At 42.5% G+C, this 18317-nt stretch carries 19 protein-coding genes; 2 read left to right on the plus strand and 17 right to left on the minus strand.

What is annotated here, in order from left to right; genetic code table 11:
• Positions 1-198: 198 nt before the first annotated feature.
• The 9 genes from Q1X33_RS02355 to Q1X33_RS02395 form a co-directional block, all read right to left on the minus strand.
• Entirely contained in the window at positions 199-1050 is an 852-nt protein-coding gene (locus tag Q1X33_RS02355; protein ID WP_301969517.1) for a helix-turn-helix domain-containing protein, read from the minus strand.
• A gap of 66 nt (positions 1051-1116) precedes the next feature.
• The gene (locus tag Q1X33_RS02360; RefSeq protein ID WP_005225447.1) at positions 1117-1839 is read right to left on the minus strand and encodes a deoxynucleoside kinase; all 723 of its coding nucleotides are present in this window, start codon (positions 1837-1839) and stop codon (positions 1117-1119) included.
• A gap of 15 nt (positions 1840-1854) precedes the next feature.
• Positions 1855-2295, minus strand: a complete 441-nt coding sequence (locus Q1X33_RS02365; protein ID WP_005225446.1) for a nucleoside 2-deoxyribosyltransferase — start codon at positions 2293-2295, stop codon at positions 1855-1857.
• Positions 2292-2870 carry an LOG family protein gene (locus tag Q1X33_RS02370; RefSeq protein ID WP_010747723.1) on the minus strand — a complete coding sequence of 193 codons (579 nt, stop codon included), beginning with the start codon at positions 2868-2870 and terminating at the stop codon, positions 2292-2294. Before Q1X33_RS02370 ends, Q1X33_RS02365 begins: the two co-directional genes overlap by 4 nt.
• Positions 2871-3193: 323 nt before the next feature.
• A complete protein-coding gene (locus Q1X33_RS02375) occupies positions 3194-3601 on the minus strand; it encodes a helix-turn-helix domain-containing protein (protein WP_005225444.1) in 408 nt (135 codons plus the stop codon).
• 245 nt (positions 3602-3846) lie between these two features.
• Positions 3847-5070: an amidohydrolase family protein gene (locus tag Q1X33_RS02380; protein WP_301969518.1), complete on the minus strand. Its 1224-nt coding sequence runs from the start codon at positions 5068-5070 to the stop codon at positions 3847-3849.
• A gap of 16 nt (positions 5071-5086) precedes the next feature.
• Positions 5087-6448, minus strand: a complete 1362-nt coding sequence (locus Q1X33_RS02385; protein WP_005225442.1) for a hypothetical protein — start codon at positions 6446-6448, stop codon at positions 5087-5089.
• 349 nt (positions 6449-6797) lie between these two features.
• A complete protein-coding gene (msrA, locus tag Q1X33_RS02390) occupies positions 6798-7721 on the minus strand; it encodes a peptide-methionine (S)-S-oxide reductase MsrA (protein ID WP_010747721.1) in 924 nt (307 codons plus the stop codon).
• Positions 7722-8045: 324 nt separating this feature from the next.
• Complete coding sequence (locus Q1X33_RS02395) at positions 8046-8591, minus strand: cysteine hydrolase family protein (protein ID WP_005225439.1); 546 nt, start codon at positions 8589-8591, stop codon at positions 8046-8048.
• Positions 8592-8693: 102 nt separating this feature from the next.
• Here Q1X33_RS02395 and Q1X33_RS02400 point away from each other — a divergent pair, with 102 nt between their 5' ends.
• Complete coding sequence (locus tag Q1X33_RS02400; RefSeq protein WP_005225438.1) at positions 8694-9119, plus strand: Lrp/AsnC family transcriptional regulator; 426 nt, start codon at positions 8694-8696, stop codon at positions 9117-9119.
• A 224-nt stretch (positions 9120-9343) separates the two neighbouring features.
• On the opposite strand, the gene Q1X33_RS02405 is transcribed toward Q1X33_RS02400, so the two are convergent.
• From Q1X33_RS02405 to rlmH, 4 genes are all read right to left on the minus strand, one after another.
• Complete coding sequence (locus Q1X33_RS02405; RefSeq protein ID WP_301969519.1) at positions 9344-10717, minus strand: C40 family peptidase; 1374 nt, start codon at positions 10715-10717, stop codon at positions 9344-9346.
• A gap of 569 nt (positions 10718-11286) precedes the next feature.
• Positions 11287-12045 carry a type I methionyl aminopeptidase gene (gene map, locus Q1X33_RS02410; RefSeq protein ID WP_005225436.1) on the minus strand — a complete coding sequence of 253 codons (759 nt, stop codon included), beginning with the start codon at positions 12043-12045 and terminating at the stop codon, positions 11287-11289.
• A gap of 42 nt (positions 12046-12087) precedes the next feature.
• Positions 12088-12825, minus strand: a complete 738-nt coding sequence (gene truA / locus Q1X33_RS02415) for a tRNA pseudouridine(38-40) synthase TruA (RefSeq protein ID WP_005225435.1) — start codon at positions 12823-12825, stop codon at positions 12088-12090.
• Positions 12826-12890: 65 nt separating this feature from the next.
• A complete protein-coding gene (gene rlmH, locus Q1X33_RS02420; RefSeq protein WP_010747717.1) occupies positions 12891-13370 on the minus strand; it encodes a 23S rRNA (pseudouridine(1915)-N(3))-methyltransferase RlmH in 480 nt (159 codons plus the stop codon).
• A 374-nt stretch (positions 13371-13744) separates the two neighbouring features.
• Here rlmH and Q1X33_RS02425 point away from each other — a divergent pair, with 374 nt between their 5' ends.
• Positions 13745-15049 (plus strand): S1C family serine protease, encoded by a 1305-nt coding sequence (locus tag Q1X33_RS02425; protein ID WP_010747716.1) that lies wholly within the window; start codon positions 13745-13747, stop codon positions 15047-15049.
• A 68-nt stretch (positions 15050-15117) separates the two neighbouring features.
• On the opposite strand, the gene ytpR is transcribed toward Q1X33_RS02425, so the two are convergent.
• From ytpR to pepA, 4 genes are all read right to left on the minus strand, one after another.
• The gene (gene ytpR / locus Q1X33_RS02430; RefSeq protein ID WP_301969520.1) at positions 15118-15732 is read right to left on the minus strand and encodes a YtpR family tRNA-binding protein; all 615 of its coding nucleotides are present in this window, start codon (positions 15730-15732) and stop codon (positions 15118-15120) included.
• 573 nt (positions 15733-16305) lie between these two features.
• On the minus strand, positions 16306-16767 hold the full coding sequence (locus tag Q1X33_RS02435; RefSeq protein WP_005225429.1) for a universal stress protein: 462 nt from the start codon (positions 16765-16767) through the stop codon (positions 16306-16308).
• A 12-nt stretch (positions 16768-16779) separates the two neighbouring features.
• A complete protein-coding gene (locus Q1X33_RS02440; protein WP_301969554.1) occupies positions 16780-17100 on the minus strand; it encodes a thioredoxin family protein in 321 nt (106 codons plus the stop codon).
• A gap of 133 nt (positions 17101-17233) precedes the next feature.
• Positions 17234-18310: a glutamyl aminopeptidase gene (gene pepA, locus Q1X33_RS02445; protein ID WP_005225427.1), complete on the minus strand. Its 1077-nt coding sequence runs from the start codon at positions 18308-18310 to the stop codon at positions 17234-17236.
• Between the last annotated feature and the right edge of the window lie 7 nt (positions 18311-18317).

The following is an 18317-nucleotide window of genomic DNA, read 5'->3' on the forward strand; positions in this document are numbered from 1 at the left end:
ATCCCTTCTCCTAAAAACGATATACCTCAAATTATGTTAGTTTTTTCACAATTAAAGAATACTCCCGATATATTTTTTTGTCAACACGATTATATATTTTTTTATATAAAAAAAATTCAAAAAAGCAGTCCCTTCGTCGAAAGGACTGCTAGTTATCAAGCATTTGCGCAACAAAACTTTTTTGTCGAAAATATATTTTTAATCAATCGTTTCTTCGACCGCTTTTAAATGCGCCAATAATTTTACATTTTTATTGATTTTGGCATACGCTCGTGCATCGTGTAACATTTCCAAAATTGTTTCTTTCGGCTGTTGTTCACGAATGGCATTTTCGGTCAGTTGGGCTGCCGAGCGAGCCAAGTAGTAGGTCAAATGATTGTCGGAACAAATCGCCAACACATAATTCAACAAGGTATCACTAGTTTCCAAATCATCGACTTTCGCATAAAAGACGCCGCAATGAAAGACGATGTTCAACACCCGCCACGTGTCTTCGATCGTTTTGATCGGATAGGTATAAATTTTCTCAAAGACCTTCGTCACATAAAACTCAGCCTTTGCCCATTCTTCTTCTCTGGCATACACCAAACCGATCCCAGTATACGCTAAGAGATCAAACAATTCCTCCGCCGTTTCATTCATCAATAACTGATCGAATTGAAACAAGACATCGGTAATCGCAGCTTCATTAAAAATCATTTCAAAGCCTTTTAAATAATCATATTGCGCTTTTAATGCTGGTTCATCGATCAGCTTCACTTCGATTTGACTTAGCAATGCAGCCAACTGTTCATACTCGCTCGTGATCAAGTAGAATTCGGCTTTTGCCAATTCTTCTTTGATTTTGGTCGTTGCGACATTCATGGAAGAAAACAAGTCGACCAATGGCAAGCCGATCCGATTACACAATTTGATCAAAATTTTGAGGGACGGTACCTGACCGTTGTTTTCAAATTTACTCAAAGTGGCTTGCGTACAGATTCCTTCCGAAAGTTCTTGCTGCGAGAAGCCCGCCTGTTTCCTCGCTTCAATAAATCGTTCAACATTCATCGCCTTGCTCCCTCCCATTGTCGATAAGACACTTGTTTTTTCCCTAAGCTGTCCTCAACTGCTGGGTCAGCTTGTCACAGATGCTGCGTTTTTCTTAGAAAAATCACCTTTTGCGATGGCTTTGTCCGTACAATAGTGGCCTTTGCCATGGGTCTGACGGACTTCCGCCAGTTTTTCTTGGATCATCTCGAGGATCACCATGAGGTTGTCTTCATTGGCAACAAAGTCCAATTGATCCCCATCAATTTGCATTTTCGGACAAACGTCAAAGTTTTCATACCATTCATCGTACCGCTGATTTAATTCTTTGTAATAGTCGTACAATGTCGGATCGTTGGCAATTTGTTCATAGGAACGACCACGTTTGTTGATCCGTTCAATCATTGTATCCAATGAAACCTTGATATGAACCATTAGATCTGGATGCTTCAACGGCGCTGATTCTTCCAATTCCCGCAGCATCGTGTTCAACAGGTTATCGTATTGTTCGACTTCCATCGGTGCGATGCGACCTAGATCCGCATTTAGATGAAACATCAAGCTATCCTCATAGATGGAGCGGTCAATGACATTGTCATCATTGGACAAAGCTTCCCGCATCCCTAAAAAGCTTTTGTTTAAGAAAAAAATCTGCAATAAAAAGGCGTATCGTTCTGGATTGGAATAAAACAATGGCAGAACATCGTTGTCCTCCACGTTTTCATAGAAAGGCTTCGACGCCATTTCCTTCGATAAAAAATCAGTCAAACTGCTTTTTCCTGCCCCGATCGTTCCTGCGATTAGTAACACATTCATCATCCTTTATTAAATATAGTCACCGACAAAGGCTCGGTGCGCCATCGCTTCAAAATCATACGCTGTTCGTGCCGCCAGATCAGTCAAATACGCTTGCACCGACTCCGTCAACATCAGATTGACCGCCGCGGCTTTTTCCTGAAAAGCGATTACTGGTTTATTTCGTACGTGTGCTGCGCCGATTTCAAAGGCTGTTCCCGGATCGGCGATCCCTTCATGGTCATCCAAAACGGCAACGACGACGTCGGCTCGTGTCAATTCCAGCATGTCTTTTTCAAAAACTTCTCTCGCCCATTCCGGTGTATAGGGTTCAGATGAACTTTCTTGATACAAGCGCGGCGCATAGACCGCCAAGGGCTGCGGGTCTTCAGCTAAACAGCTTTCTACTTGCTTGAGTCGTGCGATTGGTTCGTTTGAAAAAAACGGTCCCGCTAAATAGACATGCTTCATCCTGCCAAGCACTCCTTTTTTGAACCCTTCGCCGCCAATCGCTGGATCAACGTCTCAACGTCAGATAGGACAAAGAGCGTTTCCGACAGTTCAGCCCAAGCAAAGCTGGAAGCTTCAAACATAGTTAGCAGCGGCTTCAGTCCATCCTTCAAGCCTTCGTTCATTAACACACCTATGGGCTTGACTGGCAATTTCCCAAGAGTCATAAAAGAGCATACTGATGACAACTCCTCTAGTGTACCAAATCCACCAGGTAATACAAGGTAGGCATCGCTCATTTCCAGCAATTGTTGCGTTTGTTCCTCCCTCGTATCCGTATAGAACTCGGTGTATGTGCTTGATCCAGTGATGATTGGCGGCAAATCTTCTGCAAAGGAACCTGATGGATAGATCCCCGTCACTGCGCCTTCTTTTTCAAAGACCCCTTTCACGATCTCCCTCATCAAGCCAGCCAAAGGGCCGCAATAAACCAACTCGATGTGATTTTTTGCTAAGGCATTACCGATGGCACGAGCGGTCTTTGCCAACTTTTCCGCATTTTCTAAACGGGTGCCGCAATATACAGTTACTCTCAAAAACAACAGCTCCTTTTTCACTACACCTGCTATTTTACACAATCTCTTAAAAAAGTAAATACTACATATTGTGCTTCATTTAGATAAAAATCGATCTATTCACTATATATTGTATATAGCCTTCTGCATCTTTTCGCTTACCCTTAATCGTTACAAATCTTGAAAATAGCAGAAAAGAAAAAGTAGAATCAGCTTCCATCGATTGCCTCATCCCTCTTTCATCCCACAAAAAAAAACACGACGCAGCTAGGATCGTGTTTTTTTATCCATCGCTTTTTTTTCTCTTGTCCAAGCAAAATTTAGCAAAAAACTGTATAAAAAAATTATTTGTCGTCGGTGGCTGCTTTCAGCTTTTTCAAATCCTCTTGCTCGACAAAAAAGGTCACTTCTCCTGTTTCTAAATCGACGGATGCTTTGACTTCAACCCCTCGTGGGAAAAACTTGCTGGCATCAGTCTCAATTTTCAAACGCATCGTTCCGTCTTTCAATCCAGCACCATAGGTCATCGTACGAAAATTCTTTTTCATTCCTGCTCGCTCCTTTTTTAATAGCTCATCGACACTGCACCCATAAAGGGTACTCAGTTTCAATAAATTCAAACTGTCTGGTACCGTCTTGCCGGTTTCCCAATTTGAGATCGATGTGCGGGTCACTAAAATTTTTGTTGCTACTTCTTCTTGGCTCATTTGCTGTGTGACTCGATGGTTCTTTAGTGCTTCCCCAATCGTCATCTTGGCCTCCTTCTCCTACCTTAACGCAGACCTGCTGTGGTTTCTGCTCAAATCCATTGATATCATGGCGTTGTCAAACAGTTTTGACAGGATTTTCTTAAACGAACTCTCCGTGATAGCGGTTTTCTTTCTATCATAGATAAAAAAAGAACAAATGACTAGAAAATGATTTTTTTATTTCGACTATATTACGACAAAAAAGTAGCACGAATAAATCGTACTACTTGAGAAAACATGATCTGTTGTTAACGGTGGATCGTCACTTCTTTTTTGACTTCCACGGTGATGCGGCCATTTTTGATGACCATCAAACGTTCAGGAATATCGATCAGCACATCGGCTTTTTTCTGGGTATCTAAAAGAATCAAATCTGCGCGGTTGCCAACAGCGATTCCATAGTCTTTGATATTTAACGCTTTTGCGGTATTGGTCGTAATCATTGGCAAGACTGTCGGCAAGTCATCGGTGCCCCCTAAGTGTGCCACTGGCACAGCCAGCATAGCGATTTGGATCAAATCCCCATTGCCATAGGGCGTAAAGGCGTTTCGGATATTGTTGCTGCCTAAGCAAATATTTACACCAGCATCACGTAACTTGCGAATCGGTGTCACGGCACGACGAACATTGTAAGCATCGTTTCTGGCACCTAAATGCAAGTCGGTCGCAGGCAACGGCATCACATTGATTTGGGCTTTGACCATCAAATCGATGACTTCTGCCAGCTGATCCGGTTCCATGGCGTGCAGCGCAGTCAAATGTCCTACTGATACCCGACCTTGGTAGCCTTCTGCGATGGTTTTTTCACACAGATAGACGATCGATGTATCGTCTGCTTCGTCAGCAAAATCTTGATGCAAGTCAATGTCTTTATCAAATCGTTTGGCGATCTCAAAGATCAAGTCGATGTGCTCATTGGCTGGCGCATCATTGTAAGGAATCCCGCCAACGACATCGGCGCCTTTCTCCATCGCTTCGATCATCATCTTATCCGTCCTTGGGGCCTTAAAAATCCCTTCTTGCGGAAAGGCAACGACCTGAATATCGATCAAGTCGCGGTATTCTTCTTTTAAGCGCATAATGGTATCAAAACCAGTGAAGCCTTGCGCCGGATCAAATTCGGCATGGGTGCGAACAGCAGTCGTGCCGTGCAGGATCAGCATTTCTAATGCGCGTTTCGCCCGATCATAAATGTCTTCTTCGGTAAAGGTCGGTTTGAGCTTTGCCGTAACTTGGATCGCTTCTTGCAATGTTCCTGAATTATTGGGCTCACGATCGGCGATCAAGGCTTTGTCTAAGTGGATATGGCTTTCGATCAATCCAGGGATCACCACTTTGCCTTTCGCCTCAATCGTTGTTGCTGCTGATTCTTCAATGTTGGGTGCAACTGCGGTGATTTTTCCTTCTGAAATTGCAATGTCTACTAATTCTGCATCGTCTTCAAGACGTGCTTGCTTGATCAATAAATCCATGTTTTCCTCCTATCCATCAGCCAAACACTAAGCCGATGACTAATAATAATACGGCTGCTAAACTCAACCACTTCACGTTTCCTTTGACTACATCCAGAATCGGAATTTGGAAACCAGAAGATAAAGCTTGCATCGTAATGTTGACAAAACTCATTTGACTGCCGAGGCCAACCCCCATCGTTACAAAGCCAAGAGCTAAGACTGGGAAGCCTAATGAAACGGCAACTGGTAGCACGAGTGTTAAAACGGAGCCGACATAGGCACCTGCGGGAATCCCAATCAAGACACCCGTCAAGATCGCCACGGGAACGACGATCGCTGCGGGGGCATTTTGTGCCGCACCTGCAATTACAGCAAACGTCCCAGTTTCAGCGATCACGTTGATGAAGGCTAAAAAGATCCCCACTTGGAACAAGCGGGTCAAAATATACGTGGATCCGTCCACCATCGCTTCCACCGATTGATTCATGGAAAAGTCGGTACAAACAAAAATCAACGCTAACGTGACCACCATATAAACTAGCGGTGTAAAGAGGACAAAGCCGATCAGGTCATTGATCAACGGTCCAAAGATGACCGCAAAAAGCAAGAAGATCGCAGGCAGTGTCGTTTTGAATAACTCGCCATTGCTTTTGTTTTCGTACTCTTGGTTGGCTGATTCTTTGAAGCCCAGATGACGACGCTTGGTCCCGAAGAATGCCAATAAAATCGCCAAACCAACGAATAACAACCAAAATGGGCGCATTTGATCGACATAAGAAGCGACACTAAAACCGCCTAGTTCAGACACGATACTAGATTCCAAAGAGGCAGGAGAAGTCGTAAAGGAGACCGCTGCCGCTAACGACATCGCTGCGATCAATTCGGGTACCACCCCAACTGCCGCAAATGCTAACGGTGCGATCACCATCGCACTCCCGCCGCCGATTCCAGACATATAAGTCGCTGCTGCCAATAAGATGACAATAAAACCAGCCACATATTCCACTTTTCCTTTGGTTCCTCTTTTGGCTAAGGTTAAGGCCGCCGTATAACTGCCCGCTTTGAAGACCGCCATCGCTACAGCGGAATTGATGATTGGCACCGTAATACTCAACATCGTCGGAATAGCTTCCAACAGTTGCGAATTGGCTTCAGCTAAACTGATCCCGCCAATAATCATCGCCAAGATCCCAGCAATCAAGCCAGCAATGATCATATCTACTTTTTTAAAGAGCAAAACCAGCACTAACACTAATGGAATCAGTACTAGAAATGCTTTAACTCCTGTTGGTGCGACGATCTCATTGATCGCTTCTGCCGCAAACACTGTTCTTTCTGAAAAGATAAAAAGAATGAGAGCCATAAACAGTGAGACGAACGTTCCCTTTTTTTTCATCACATTTCTCCTAACTTATATGAACCTTCATATAATAAATGTTGTGTTGCTATGGGGTGTTGCCGATTGATTTTTCCGCTGATTTTTCTCTGGTGTTTCCCACCTTCTTTCCTCGAAGAAAGGAATCAAGCAAAAGACACCTGCTTTTTCGACCTTTTTCGCCACTTTTTCTTTCTCTATTATAATTCTTGTTGTTAACGCTTTCTTTGGACATTATTCTAAAATAAATCTACGTTTTTTATCCAATTGGCTAAAAGCGCAGAAAAAAGCGCGGCTTGTGGAGAAAAGAGCCTTCATTTGATTCTTTTCCCCTTTTCTCGGAGCCCCGCTTTTTTTAGTGATCCTCTGTTTATGATCGTTTTTTTCCTCGGTTTGTCCAGCGTTTCAGCCGATAAAAAAGCATCAGTTGTTTGCGCGCTCGCTTGATCCGCTGGTAGCGCTTTGGCTGTTTCTTGTAAAATGCTTGATGGTAGTTTTCCGCTGGCCAAAACTGCGTGGCCTTGCGGATCTCGGTCACGATGGGTTGCTGATAATAACCAGATTGGGCTAGTTCCTTTTTGGCTTCTTGCGCAAGCACTTCCTGTTCAGCAGTCGTATAGAAAATGATTGGGCGATAAAAATTGCCGCGATCTTGAAATTGTCCGAAAGCATCTGTCGGGTCTGTCACTTGCCAGTACAACTGCAACAAGTCCTGATAGGTGATGATTTTGGGATCAAAAACGATCTCTACCGCTTCGACATGCCCTGTTGTTCCGCTTAGTACTTGATCATACGTCGGATTCGGGACTGTTCCCCCAGTATACCCCGACAAGACGGAAAGAATGCCCGGCTGGTCTTCAAAAGGCTCTACCATACACCAAAAGCAGCCGCCAGCAAAAATAGCCACTTCTTGTGCTTTTTCACCTGTTTCGTTCGGCTCCACGGAAACTTCTACTGGTTGGACTTTGCTTGTTTCTTCATTCCTTGCCTTTTTCGGTGCTGACTGGCTGATTGTTTGATAAAACTCTGCGACATTCGGGGTCAGATTGTTTCTCAGTGCCAAAGGACGCAACGACGCTTCTAGTTTTTCCAAAACCCGCTTGGTCTGTTGGTCTTCAAGGCTATTTGACGATTCTTTTTCGTGTTTGCCTGCTTTTTGTTTGGTCGCCAGCTGAGTTTCCAGTGTATTTTTTGCTTGCACCAGTTGTTCTCGTTCCCACTGTCTTGTGCCAGGATGCAAGATCAAATTATAGATTTCTGACAGCCACGCCATCGTTTTTTGCTTCATCACCATTGCCCCTTTGCCTCATGAAGGAGCGACTTTCGCTCCTTGTTTGGTTGCACTGTACCATAGTTTCGCCGATTCGCCCAATTTGATGCCCAAAAAACGTTCGAGAAAAATCCTCGAACGTTTTTGGCTTTTGTATGGGTTGGTGCGTAATTGGTTCGCATGCATCCTCTGAAGAATCAGCTCAGTAGAATTGGTGGGTACGCAACTGGGCATTCATTTTTTTAGAAACATTGAAGCGGAATGAGTTAGGATCACCAATTTCAAAGAGTGATCAAGAACCACTCAATGCAAATGAACGTTGCCTTTGTTGGTAAATACGCAATTTTTCTACAATCCGTTTAAATAGTCATCGGTTTTCATCACCGTAGAGAAGGTTTCCAAGGCCGATAAAAACGCTCGTTGAACAGCTTCCGCAGGAATTTCGTGTGCTTCAAATGTTAATGCTTTCGTTGCCGTGGCATCAGAAATCAGTATGGGCTGATAACCGAGTTCTTTACTAGCTCTTGTGGTTGAATCGATGCACATATGCGTCATCATCCCAGTGATGATAACTTGTTGGACACCTAAAGAGTCTAACGTTTCTTTTAAATTTGTTTCAATGAACGAGTTAGGAAAGTGCTTTTCGATAATAATAGAAGAATGCGTTGTTTTTAACTGTTCATGCAGCCGTACGCCTTTGGTCCCTCGTTCAAAAAAATCAGCCGCTTCTTGATCGTTGATGTGTTGGATATAGATGATCGGGAGTTGCTTTTCGATAAAAGACGCTTCTAGTTTATTTATGTTTGCAAGCGCCTGTTCAGGGGAATGAAGGGCCATTCTTCCTTCTTTAAAATAGTCATTTTGGACATCAATAATTACTAAAGCTTTTTTCATAGAATCACCATTTCTTTTCTTATTTGTTATAATCCAGTATAAATACATATGACCCTACAACAAAGCGTCTCTTGAAAAAGATAAAGTCAATTTACTTTCATTATGAAAGGAGGAACCCTTATGGACATCATCGATGAACAAATCCTAGCTATCCTGAAACACAACAGCAAATTATCGAATAAAGAAATCGGCGAAATGGTCCACCTGACGGGACAAGCTGTAGGCAATCGGATCCTGAAATTGCAAGATGAAGGAATCATTCAGCGATTTAGTATTGTAGTAAACTATCCAAGTACGCAATACATCCGGTTTTTTATGGATTCAAATCGCTATACAGATTTTGAAGCCTTCGTGAATCAATACAAAGAAATTGAAGTCTTTCATAAAGTTTCAGGTCAAGCTTGTTATCTCTTGGTCAGTCATTTTACAGATGTAACCTTCCCTTTGTTTATAGAGAGTCTCTCAAAATGGGGCAGGTATAGTGTAGAAACCTTTGTTGCTGATAAACTCAATCATGGGGATGATTGATGTGCTTGCTAAAGGGTTGTTGAATAAAGCTTTCACTGGAGCGGTGAGAGGGATAAGAAAAAGGGGCAAAACGATTTGAGTTTTTTGCTTTTAAATGAATTGTTCGAAATTCATTGTCCTAATTATATTAATTAAACTTGAGAAAGCAAAAAGCGAATCAAGTGTGGATTCGCTTTTTGCTTTCATCTAGGATAATAAAAAATATTGATAATTTTTGCGAGAACTTATTTAACACTTGTACCTTGAGTGTTAACATATCCAATCCATGTATTTGTATTATCATATAAGGAATAGAAGGTCTTTCCATTTCCTAATGTATATTTTACTTTAGCAGTGTAACTATTACCATACAACTGACCTGCTTCGAATTTTTTACTAGTCCAATAAAAATTGTTCCACATAGGATAGTTTTTGCTAGTAATCTGTACTCCTATGTTAATATTTTCAGTTCTTAAATCTTCAGTAGCATCAGAATTAATATAACCTATCCATGTGTCGCCTTGATATATAGAATAAAATATCTTTCCATTTGACAGAGTATATTTATATTTTGCTTTATAGACCAGACCACTCGAATAATTTTCTGTACTTCCTAATTTACTCGTCCAATATAGGTTTCCCCAAATCGGATAATTCTTCGTCGCACTGACAAATTTATCAATATTTTCAGCCTTCAAATCAATAACCGCTTCAGCATTGATATAACCAAACCATTGATCACCACGATAGAGAGAATAAAACTTTTTACCATTTGTTAAAGTATAACTAACAGATGTATAGTACACTGGATTATCGGCGAAATCAGAAGTATCGCCTAGTTTACTAGTCCAATAGAGATTTCCCCATCTTGGATAATTTTTAGTTGCCATAATATTTTTATTCTCGCTTGTAGCGGTTAATTCTTCAACTGCTACAGTATTAATAAATCCTACAAAGGAATCTCCACGATATAGTTCATAAAACGTTCTACCATCACTAAAAGAGATTTGATTTTTCGCATAATAAACTAAACCATCTTGAAAATTAGAAGTATTTCCATTTTGAGAAGTAAATTCTAAGTTGTTCCATATTGGATAATTACTGACCGCCATAACCGTTTTTCCATAAGGCACTGTTTGGTATTCTGATAGATCCATCCGGATGGCAAATGATGGATAGAAACTGTCCCAGATTGGAGATAATTCAACCGTTCTTCCAAAAGTTGGAGCATGAATATACTGATTATTTCCAATATAAATGGCAGTATGACTCGTTTTCCCTCTACTTCCCCAAAAAAGTAAGTCACCTGGTTTAGCCTCAGAGATAGAAATTTGCTTTCCAGCATACTCTTGCTCCCACGTCAATTTTCCGACATCTTTTCCTGTAACTTGATTAAAAACATAATAAACTAAGCCAGAACAATCAAATTTGTCAGGTCCCAATCTATCAGGATTTGTTTGAGTATATGGTTTACCTATATGTTTTTTTGCTTCTGCTACAATTTGCTCTCTTTGACTCAAATTACCGCCTGATAATGAACGAGATACGACCTCTCTTGTTAGTTGATTATTTTGAGAATTAATTTCATTGATGAATTCTACATATTCTTCATATGTCATAACTGAACTACGATTATCCTTTGAATAGTCTTCAAAAGTCACCTGCCCATCGTCAAACTCATCTGCTTGTACAGATTGGAATGTGAAATTATGAACAAAAAAAACAACCAATTCCTAATAATAAAATACCCCATACACGTTTTTTCACTTTATCTCTCCTTTATATTTTTATCTTAAAAGTATATCACGGTTTTTTCAGTAAATAAAGGCTATAAAGAGATAAATATAGATGAATAAAAACTTCTAAATTTAACGATTCTGATTTTTCCGAGAATTTTTTTCGTTCTCTCAAAACTATAACGATATTTTAAAAAGGAAATAACAAAAAAATACTTCGATACTGACTCTTCTTATATCCAGCTTTTATATCTTTTAATGTTTACTCCAAAAAGCTTCTACTGGAAGTAGTTTGATTGTTTCATAATCATTTCCTAAAAAGACCTACTTTTCTTCCTATTTGAATGTGCTATACCCTAGCTTCGCAACTTCGACAAGTAAATGCAAAAAATCGTTCGTGTAGAAACACTCGAACGATTTTCGTATTTTCTTCTATTCTATCGGCCTTGTGTTCACGTTTCTTCCTTTTGCAACGTCATGATAATAGGACCTTCTTTGGTGATGGCGATCGAATGTTCATATTGGGCACAATAACTGCCGTCAATGGTGCGTGCTGTCCAGCCGTTCGGGTCCATCTTCATGCGCCAAGTGCCTGTCGTGATCATCGGTTCGATGGTGATCGTCATACCTTCTTTCAACCGAATTCCTTTGCCAGGTAACCCGAAATGAGGAAAGAATGGTTCTTCATGAATGGTTGGGCCAATGCCGTGAGCAATAAAGTCCCGCACGACACCATACCCTTTTTCTTCAGCGAAGCTTTGGATCGCATAACCAATATCGCCAACTCGGTTGCCGACCTGTGCTTGCTCGATTCCTCTCATCAAGGCTTCTTTCGTGACTTCCATCAGTGCTTGATGTTCTGGTGAAATCTCTCCTACCGCATACGTCCAACAGCTGTCAGAGATTGCCCCTTTGTAATCGACACAAAAATCGACTTTAATGACATCGCCTGATTTTAAAACATATTCTGAAGGGAAACCATGACAAATCTCTTCATTGACACTGATACACGTCGCAAATTCATAGCCTTCAAACCCGATTTGCGCGGCTGTTGCCCCTGCAGCTTCTATCTGTTGATGGACAAAGGCGTTGATTTGGTTCGTGGTGATACCGGGAACGATTTTCTCTCGTAGCTGTTCGTGAATACTTGCCAAGATACGACCAGAAGTTTTCATTTGTTCGATCTCTCGTGGGGATTTTAATGTGATCAATAGATGATCTCCTTTCCTTAAATAGCCATTACCATGTTTCTTTTAATAATACACCTCATCTAGAAATAAGCCATGAGAAGGCACTGTTTCACCAGCTGCTTGTCGTACTTTATCGGCTAACACTTGATCGATCACTTCTGGTGGCAGTGTGCCATCGCCAATGGCAATCAGTGTGCCTGTCAAGATTCGGACCATTTTATGCAAAAAGCCGTTGCCTTTGAAGGTAAACCGCAATAGGTCGCCTTCTGGTGTGATGGTGATTTCATCGATCGTGCGCACCGTTGATTTTTTTGATTTTTTCAATGCAGAAAAGCCGATAAAATCATGGGTGCCGATCAACTTCTCAGCCGCTTGCTGCATTTTTTCCAAATCAAGGGGCTGCGGGCAATGAAAACTAGTATTGCGAGCAAAGACCGATGGGATCGCGTTGTTCCAAACATAATAGCTATATTGCTTGCCTTTGGCGTGATAGCGTGCATGGAAGCGCTCAGGCACCTCTTCAATCTTGTTGACGACGATGTCTTGCGGCAAATAGCGGTTAAAGAACTGCTGCATCTCTGGCAAACTCATTTGATGGGTCGTCTTGAAATTCGCCACTTGTCCTCGAGCATGCGTGCCCGCATCGGTTCTGCCAGAACCGACGATCTCAATTTCTTCTCCCGTCAATAATTTGATGACCCCTTCAACTTTTTCTTGGATTGTTTTTTCAGAATCTCCTAGTCGTTGCCACCCTAAGTAGCGCTTGCCGTCATATTCAATCGTTAATTTGATATTTCGCATGGTTGTTGCTCCTTTTTACCGGTAGTACCGGTGGATAATTTTTTCTATTATATTGCTTGAGATATTTACTTATGATACGGCGCCCCCGTATTGATTCGATACGCGCGATAGATTTGCTCCAATAAGATCAGTTTCATGAGTTGGTGGGGGTAGGTCATTTTGCCAAAAGAGATCTTGGCATCACTGCGGGTCATGACTTCTTGGCTTAAGCCTAGGGAGCCGCCGATGACGAAGGTCAGTTGGCTTTTTCCTTGGATGCCGAGCTGATCGATTTGTTTGGCGAAGGCTTCGCTGGTGGGGTTAGTGCCTTCGATCGCTAAGGCAAAGACATATTCGGTGTCTTTGATTTTGGCTAAAATGCGCTGCCCTTCTTTTTCTTTGATTTGCAGCATTTGGGCTTCACTCAAGGTTTCTGGTGCTTTTTCATCCGATACTTCGACAAACTCAAGCTTTGCGTATGCCCCCAATCGCTTGGCGTACTCGTTGATTCCTTGAACGAGGTACTTTTCTTTTAATTTTCCTACCGTGACGACTTTGATTTTCATAGGTTCCTCCTCGTTATCCCCTTATTTTATGAAAATGTGGACAATGCTATCCACAACCTTTTACACACTTTGACTTTCTTTGTAATTCTTCTATTCCTATCTATAAAACCGCGACACTTCAAGGGTTTCTTCATCCACCCAACCAAAGCTTTCAAGTTTGTCCACACACTGTGGATAAACAGACCTTTGCTTCTCCCCAGATTCCCCTGCTATTTTTATTCAAAAATGAACGGGTTTTGCGAAGAAAATTTCATCGTTTGAAACAGATTCTTACGCAACTTCTTCATATTTTTTTCAAAATCTCTTAGTAGACTAATCTCAGATAGAAGGAATATACTGATTATAACGAATTATTCATTAAGGGGGAAATAGTAATGGCAAGAAAATATGTCACACCAGGCAAGAAAACTTCTCCTGGTTTATTAAAACGATTAGGTATTGGGATTTTAGGCGGTATGGTCGGCGGTTTATTGACCTTCGGCGGTCTGTATCTGGCAATGGGTTCCTCTTTGACTTCAACACCAGAAACCACGACCAACAGCGGGGTCCAAGATTCTAACGGACAAACCCAAGTATCCAATGTAAAACTTGATGTGACTAGCGATGTCACTGAGGCAGTTGAAAAAGTACAAGATTCTGTCGTTTCCATCATTAATCTACAACAAAGTCAAAGCAACGACTGGAACAGCCTCTTTGGTCAGCAAGGCGGACAAAGTGAAGGCGATAGCCAAAGCGACGACGACAGTGCTTTAGAAGCTTCTTCTGAAGGGAGTGGAGTCATCTACAAAATCGATGGCGACGATGCCTATGTTGTAACCAACAACCACGTCGTAGAAGGTCAAGACGGTTTGGAAGTTGTTTTAGCAGACGGTACGAAAGTTAAAGCTGAATTGGTCGGTACTGACGCTTACACAGACTTAGCTGTATTGAAAATCTCTTCAGAGCATGTGACGACTGCCGCAACATTTGGTGATTCAAGTGCCTTGAAAGTCGGCGAACCAGCCATCGCGATCGGTTCACCTCTCGGCTCTGACTACGCAAACTCTGTGACACAAGGGATCGTTTCTTCCTTGAATCGTCAAGTAACAAGCCAAAACGAATCTGGTGGTACGATCAGCATCAATGCGATCCAAACGGATGCTGCGATCAACCCAGGGAACTCTGGTGGTCCACTGATCAACGTTGATGGTCAAGTGATTGGGATCAACTCAAGTAAAATCGCCAGCACCTCTGGCTCTGCTTCAGGTGTTAGTGTCGAAGGGATGGGCTTTGCGATCCCAAGTAACGATGTCGTTGAAATCATCAATCAACTAGAAGCAGACGGCAAAGTGGTCCGCCCTGCACTAGGTATCCAAACGATCGATTTAGGTTCCATCACATCACAACAACAAGAACAAATCTTGAAAGTTCCTTCATCCGTAACTTCAGGCGTTGTGATCTATTCAGTCAACAATGCAACACCAGCAGAACAAGCAGGATTGCAACAATATGATGTTATCACGAAGATCGATGATACAGAAGTCAGCACAACAACGGATCTACAATCTGCGTTGTACAAACACAAAGTCGGTGACACGATCACTGTAACCTTCTATCGTGGCGATGAAGAAAAAACGGCAGAAGTAAAACTTTCCGTTGATACATCGATCAACGAACAATCAACAGACAGCAGCAACTAATCACCAAAACCAATCGAAACAATCAAAAAATGAACTGCCGCAAAAACAGGAAGCGGCAGTTCATTTTTTTAGGCTTTACCGACTGGAAAAGCTTCACCTACAACGGCATCTTGAGGCAGCTCAAGGATGCATTTTTTCATTGGTGCACCTTCTAAATGCAGTTCTTTAGCAGAGCAGATCATTCCGAAGCTTTCTACGCCACGAAGCGTACCCGGCCAAATCATCAAGCCATCTGGCATCATTGCCCCAGGTTTTGCGACAACGACTTTCAAGCCTTTACGGATATTGGCAGCACCACAGACGATTTGCAAAACTTCCCCATCCCCGACTTCTGTTTCCGTGATAGACAGATGGTCGCTGTCTGGATGTTCCACACATGATTTCACATAGCCAACGACGATTTTTGGTTCTGTATCTGCTGGCAGTTCTTCGCTGAATCCTGCTTCTTTGATCATGGTGTTCAATTGTTGGATTTGTTCTTTCGTCAACGTCACTTGGCCACGGCCTTCGATCGTCATCACTTCTGAGATCGCAAAAAAGTTCCAGCCGACGATCGTGCCTTCTTCATTTTTGATTTGGGCAACATTGCCTTTGCGTTCGACGGTTTGTTCTAATCCTTTATCATCTGCTGTGATGGCAAGCAGTGTATCACTGACATATTCTTTGTTATAAGCAAAAATCACGTTTTTTCCTCCTTAGGTACTTACACATTCCGCCCATAATCTTAACAAATTTTTCGGCATCCGTCATGGAATTTCTTTGTTTTCCTTGAAATTCTAGTTATTTTCAAAGACAAAAAACGCCTGAGAACCAACTTCTGCTGGCTGACTTAGGTTGAAAATTGGCGAAGGAGCAGAACCCGCGGCTTCTCAAGAACTTGCTAGTAGAACTACTTTCTACGAAAGAAGGCAACAATAAGTTATCCAAAAACTGTATACAGAAAAAAACTAAGAACCAGCTGCGGCTTATTAGCTAAGACGCTGCTTTACTATCGAGCCGATAAACGCTGGTTCTAAAAACTTCTGTTTGGCACTACTACCTATGTAACAAGACAACAGCGACAGATGTCTTCCCTCAAAACGAGCAAAAAAGCCTGAGAACCAGCTGCAGTTCATCAGCGAAAGACGGTGCTTTGCTAACAAGTGAAACATCGCTGGTTCTCAGGAACTTTCTTTTAACCCTTGTCTGCTTTTGCTGCCATCTTCTTTAAGGAAAAGAACTCGGCAACGACAAGCTTATTTTTTCAAAAAATGACCTTAGGCTTTTGTTTCTTCAGGCGATACGATCAGCACGTCGCACCGGGCTTCACGGATAACGAAGCTGGCGACACTCCCCATCATGAAGCGTTCCACGGCATTCAGCCCAGATTGCCCCACCATGATCAAATCGATGTCGTATTGATCTGGTAATTGAGTGGCAAGGGCGTCTTTGATGGAGCCGTAAGCGACGATGCCTTCAACTAGATCAAAATCCACTGATTTTGCATAAGCTTTGCAGTCGTCGATCAGATTTTTCGCCGTATCTTTTTCTTGTTCCAAGATCGAACTATCCAAAGGTGCATAGCCCATCATGGTCGGCACTTGCTGGTCGATGATCGTTGCGGCATAGACCTTCCCTTGATTTCGACGAGCGACTTCCACTGCTTTTTTGAAGGCAGACATCGCTTGATCTGAACCGTCGATCCCTACTAAAATGTTTTGATATCTTTGTGCTTCCATCTTTTTCCCCTCCTATGCTGATTGTACGCTGGTTAAAAAGGCTTCGATCTCTTCTTTGGTTTTGCGATCCTTGTTGACTAACCGTCCCAGCTCCTTGCCGTCTTCGATAACGACGAGGCTAGGAATACCAAAAATGTTCCATTCAACCGCTACATCCATGTATTCATCACGGTAGACTTCGATAAATTGAAAATCTGGAAAGTCCGCTTCGATCTCAGGCAATTGCGGTTTGATGTAGCGGCAATCGCCACACCAATCGGCGGTGAAAAAGAAGACATTTTTGCCTTTCTCCACATATGTTGCTAACTCTGCTAAATCTTTTGGAATAATCAAATGCTCACCACTTTCTTTTCTTTCAGTATACACCTTTCTTTCAGGGACTACCAACTGACATGCTGATCTTGCAAACCCCTGCAGAAAAAAAGAGACAACGGGTTGCTGTCTCTTTGCTTTCGTTCGTTCTCGCTTATTGTCCTGCCAAAATCGTATCAACGGTTGAACGATCCAAACCTTTCAAGACTTGAATCACCATTTCCCGTGCCGCTTCATAATCAGCGATACTGAATAATGTTTGGTGAGTATGGATGTAACGTCCAGGAACACCGATAACTGAACTTGGGATTCCTTCATTTGCCATGTGTGCCGCACCAGCGTCGGTACCACCTTTTGAAACAAAGTATTGGTAAGGAATGTTGTTGCTTTCTGCTGTATCCAACAAGAATTCTTTCATCCGTGGCAACATGATCATGCCCGGATCATAGATTCGCATCAAAGTCCCTGCCCCTAGATGACCAAAGGTACCATTTTTGGTGACTGTGTCATCTGCTGGCGAGCAATCGACCGCAAAGAACAAGTCGGGTTTGAATTTCGTCACAGACGGACGAGAACCTCGTAAGCCGACTTCTTCTTGAACGTTGGCACCAGCAATCAGCGTATGGCCTAACGTTTCCTCTTTCAAGGCTTCAAGTGCTTCTAAGACGACTGCACAGCCGTAACGGTTGTCCCAAGCCTTCGAGATGATGTTTTTCCCATTGGCTGTTTTGATGGTTTCCACTTGTGGGACGATCGTATCGCCAGGACGTACCCCAAAGCTTTCTGCTTCTTCTTTTGATTCAAACCCAGCATCAAACAAAATATCTGTGACTTCGACATTTTTTTGACCGCTGCTTCCTCGCAACAAATGTGGCGGTACTGAAGAAGAAACACATGGATAATCGCCTTTTGCTGTTTTCAATGTAAAGCGTTGAGCAGAAACCACATAAGGGTTCCATCCGCCCAAAGGAGTGACTTTGAATAAGCCGCGATCGGTGATCGTCGTCAATAAGAAACCAACTTCATCCATGTGAGCAGCTACCATCACTCGTGGTGCATCTGCTTCTTGGTGGTGACGCAAACCGAAGATGCCGCCTAAGCCGTCTTGTTGGATCTCGTCCACCAAGGGGGTCATCGCTTCACGCATATACGCCCGCACGTCGTGTTCAAACCCACTGGTTCCTTGTAACTCCGTTAGTTCTTTGATGCGTTGAAATGTTTTTTCTTCCATGATCATT

The sequence above is a fragment of the Enterococcus sp. B2E4 genome (assembly GCF_030499455.1).
Lineage (GTDB): Bacteria > Bacillota > Bacilli > Lactobacillales > Enterococcaceae > Enterococcus_D > Enterococcus_D casseliflavus.

Excerpts from the sequence above, each read along its gene's own strand:
- Q1X33_RS02355 (WP_301969517.1), bottom strand. The coding sequence starts at position 1,050 with ATGAATGTTGAACGATTTATTGAAGCGAGGAAACAGGCGGGCTTCTCG.
- Q1X33_RS02365 (WP_005225446.1), bottom strand. The coding sequence starts at position 2,295 with ATGAAGCATGTCTATTTAGCGGGACCGTTTTTTTCAAACGAACCAATC.
- Q1X33_RS02375 (WP_005225444.1), bottom strand. The coding sequence starts at position 3,601 with ATGACGATTGGGGAAGCACTAAAGAACCATCGAGTCACACAGCAAATG.
- Q1X33_RS02380 (WP_301969518.1), bottom strand. The coding sequence starts at position 5,070 with ATGGATTTATTGATCAAGCAAGCACGTCTTGAAGACGATGCAGAATTA.
- Q1X33_RS02385 (WP_005225442.1), bottom strand. The coding sequence starts at position 6,448 with ATGAAAAAAAAGGGAACGTTCGTCTCACTGTTTATGGCTCTCATTCTT.
- msrA (WP_010747721.1), bottom strand. The coding sequence starts at position 7,721 with ATGGTGATGAAGCAAAAAACGATGGCGTGGCTGTCAGAAATCTATAAT.
- Q1X33_RS02395 (WP_005225439.1), bottom strand. The coding sequence starts at position 8,591 with ATGAAAAAAGCTTTAGTAATTATTGATGTCCAAAATGACTATTTTAAA.
- Q1X33_RS02400 (WP_005225438.1), top strand. The coding sequence starts at position 8,694 with ATGAAAGGAGGAACCCTTATGGACATCATCGATGAACAAATCCTAGCT.
- Q1X33_RS02405 (WP_301969519.1), bottom strand. The coding sequence starts at position 10,717 with ATGACATATGAAGAATATGTAGAATTCATCAATGAAATTAATTCTCAA.
- truA (WP_005225435.1), bottom strand. The coding sequence starts at position 12,825 with ATGCGAAATATCAAATTAACGATTGAATATGACGGCAAGCGCTACTTA.
- rlmH (WP_010747717.1), bottom strand. The coding sequence starts at position 13,370 with ATGAAAATCAAAGTCGTCACGGTAGGAAAATTAAAAGAAAAGTACCTC.
- Q1X33_RS02425 (WP_010747716.1), top strand. The coding sequence starts at position 13,745 with ATGGCAAGAAAATATGTCACACCAGGCAAGAAAACTTCTCCTGGTTTA.
- Q1X33_RS02435 (WP_005225429.1), bottom strand. The coding sequence starts at position 16,767 with ATGGAAGCACAAAGATATCAAAACATTTTAGTAGGGATCGACGGTTCA.
- pepA (WP_005225427.1), bottom strand. The coding sequence starts at position 18,310 with ATGGAAGAAAAAACATTTCAACGCATCAAAGAACTAACGGAGTTACAA.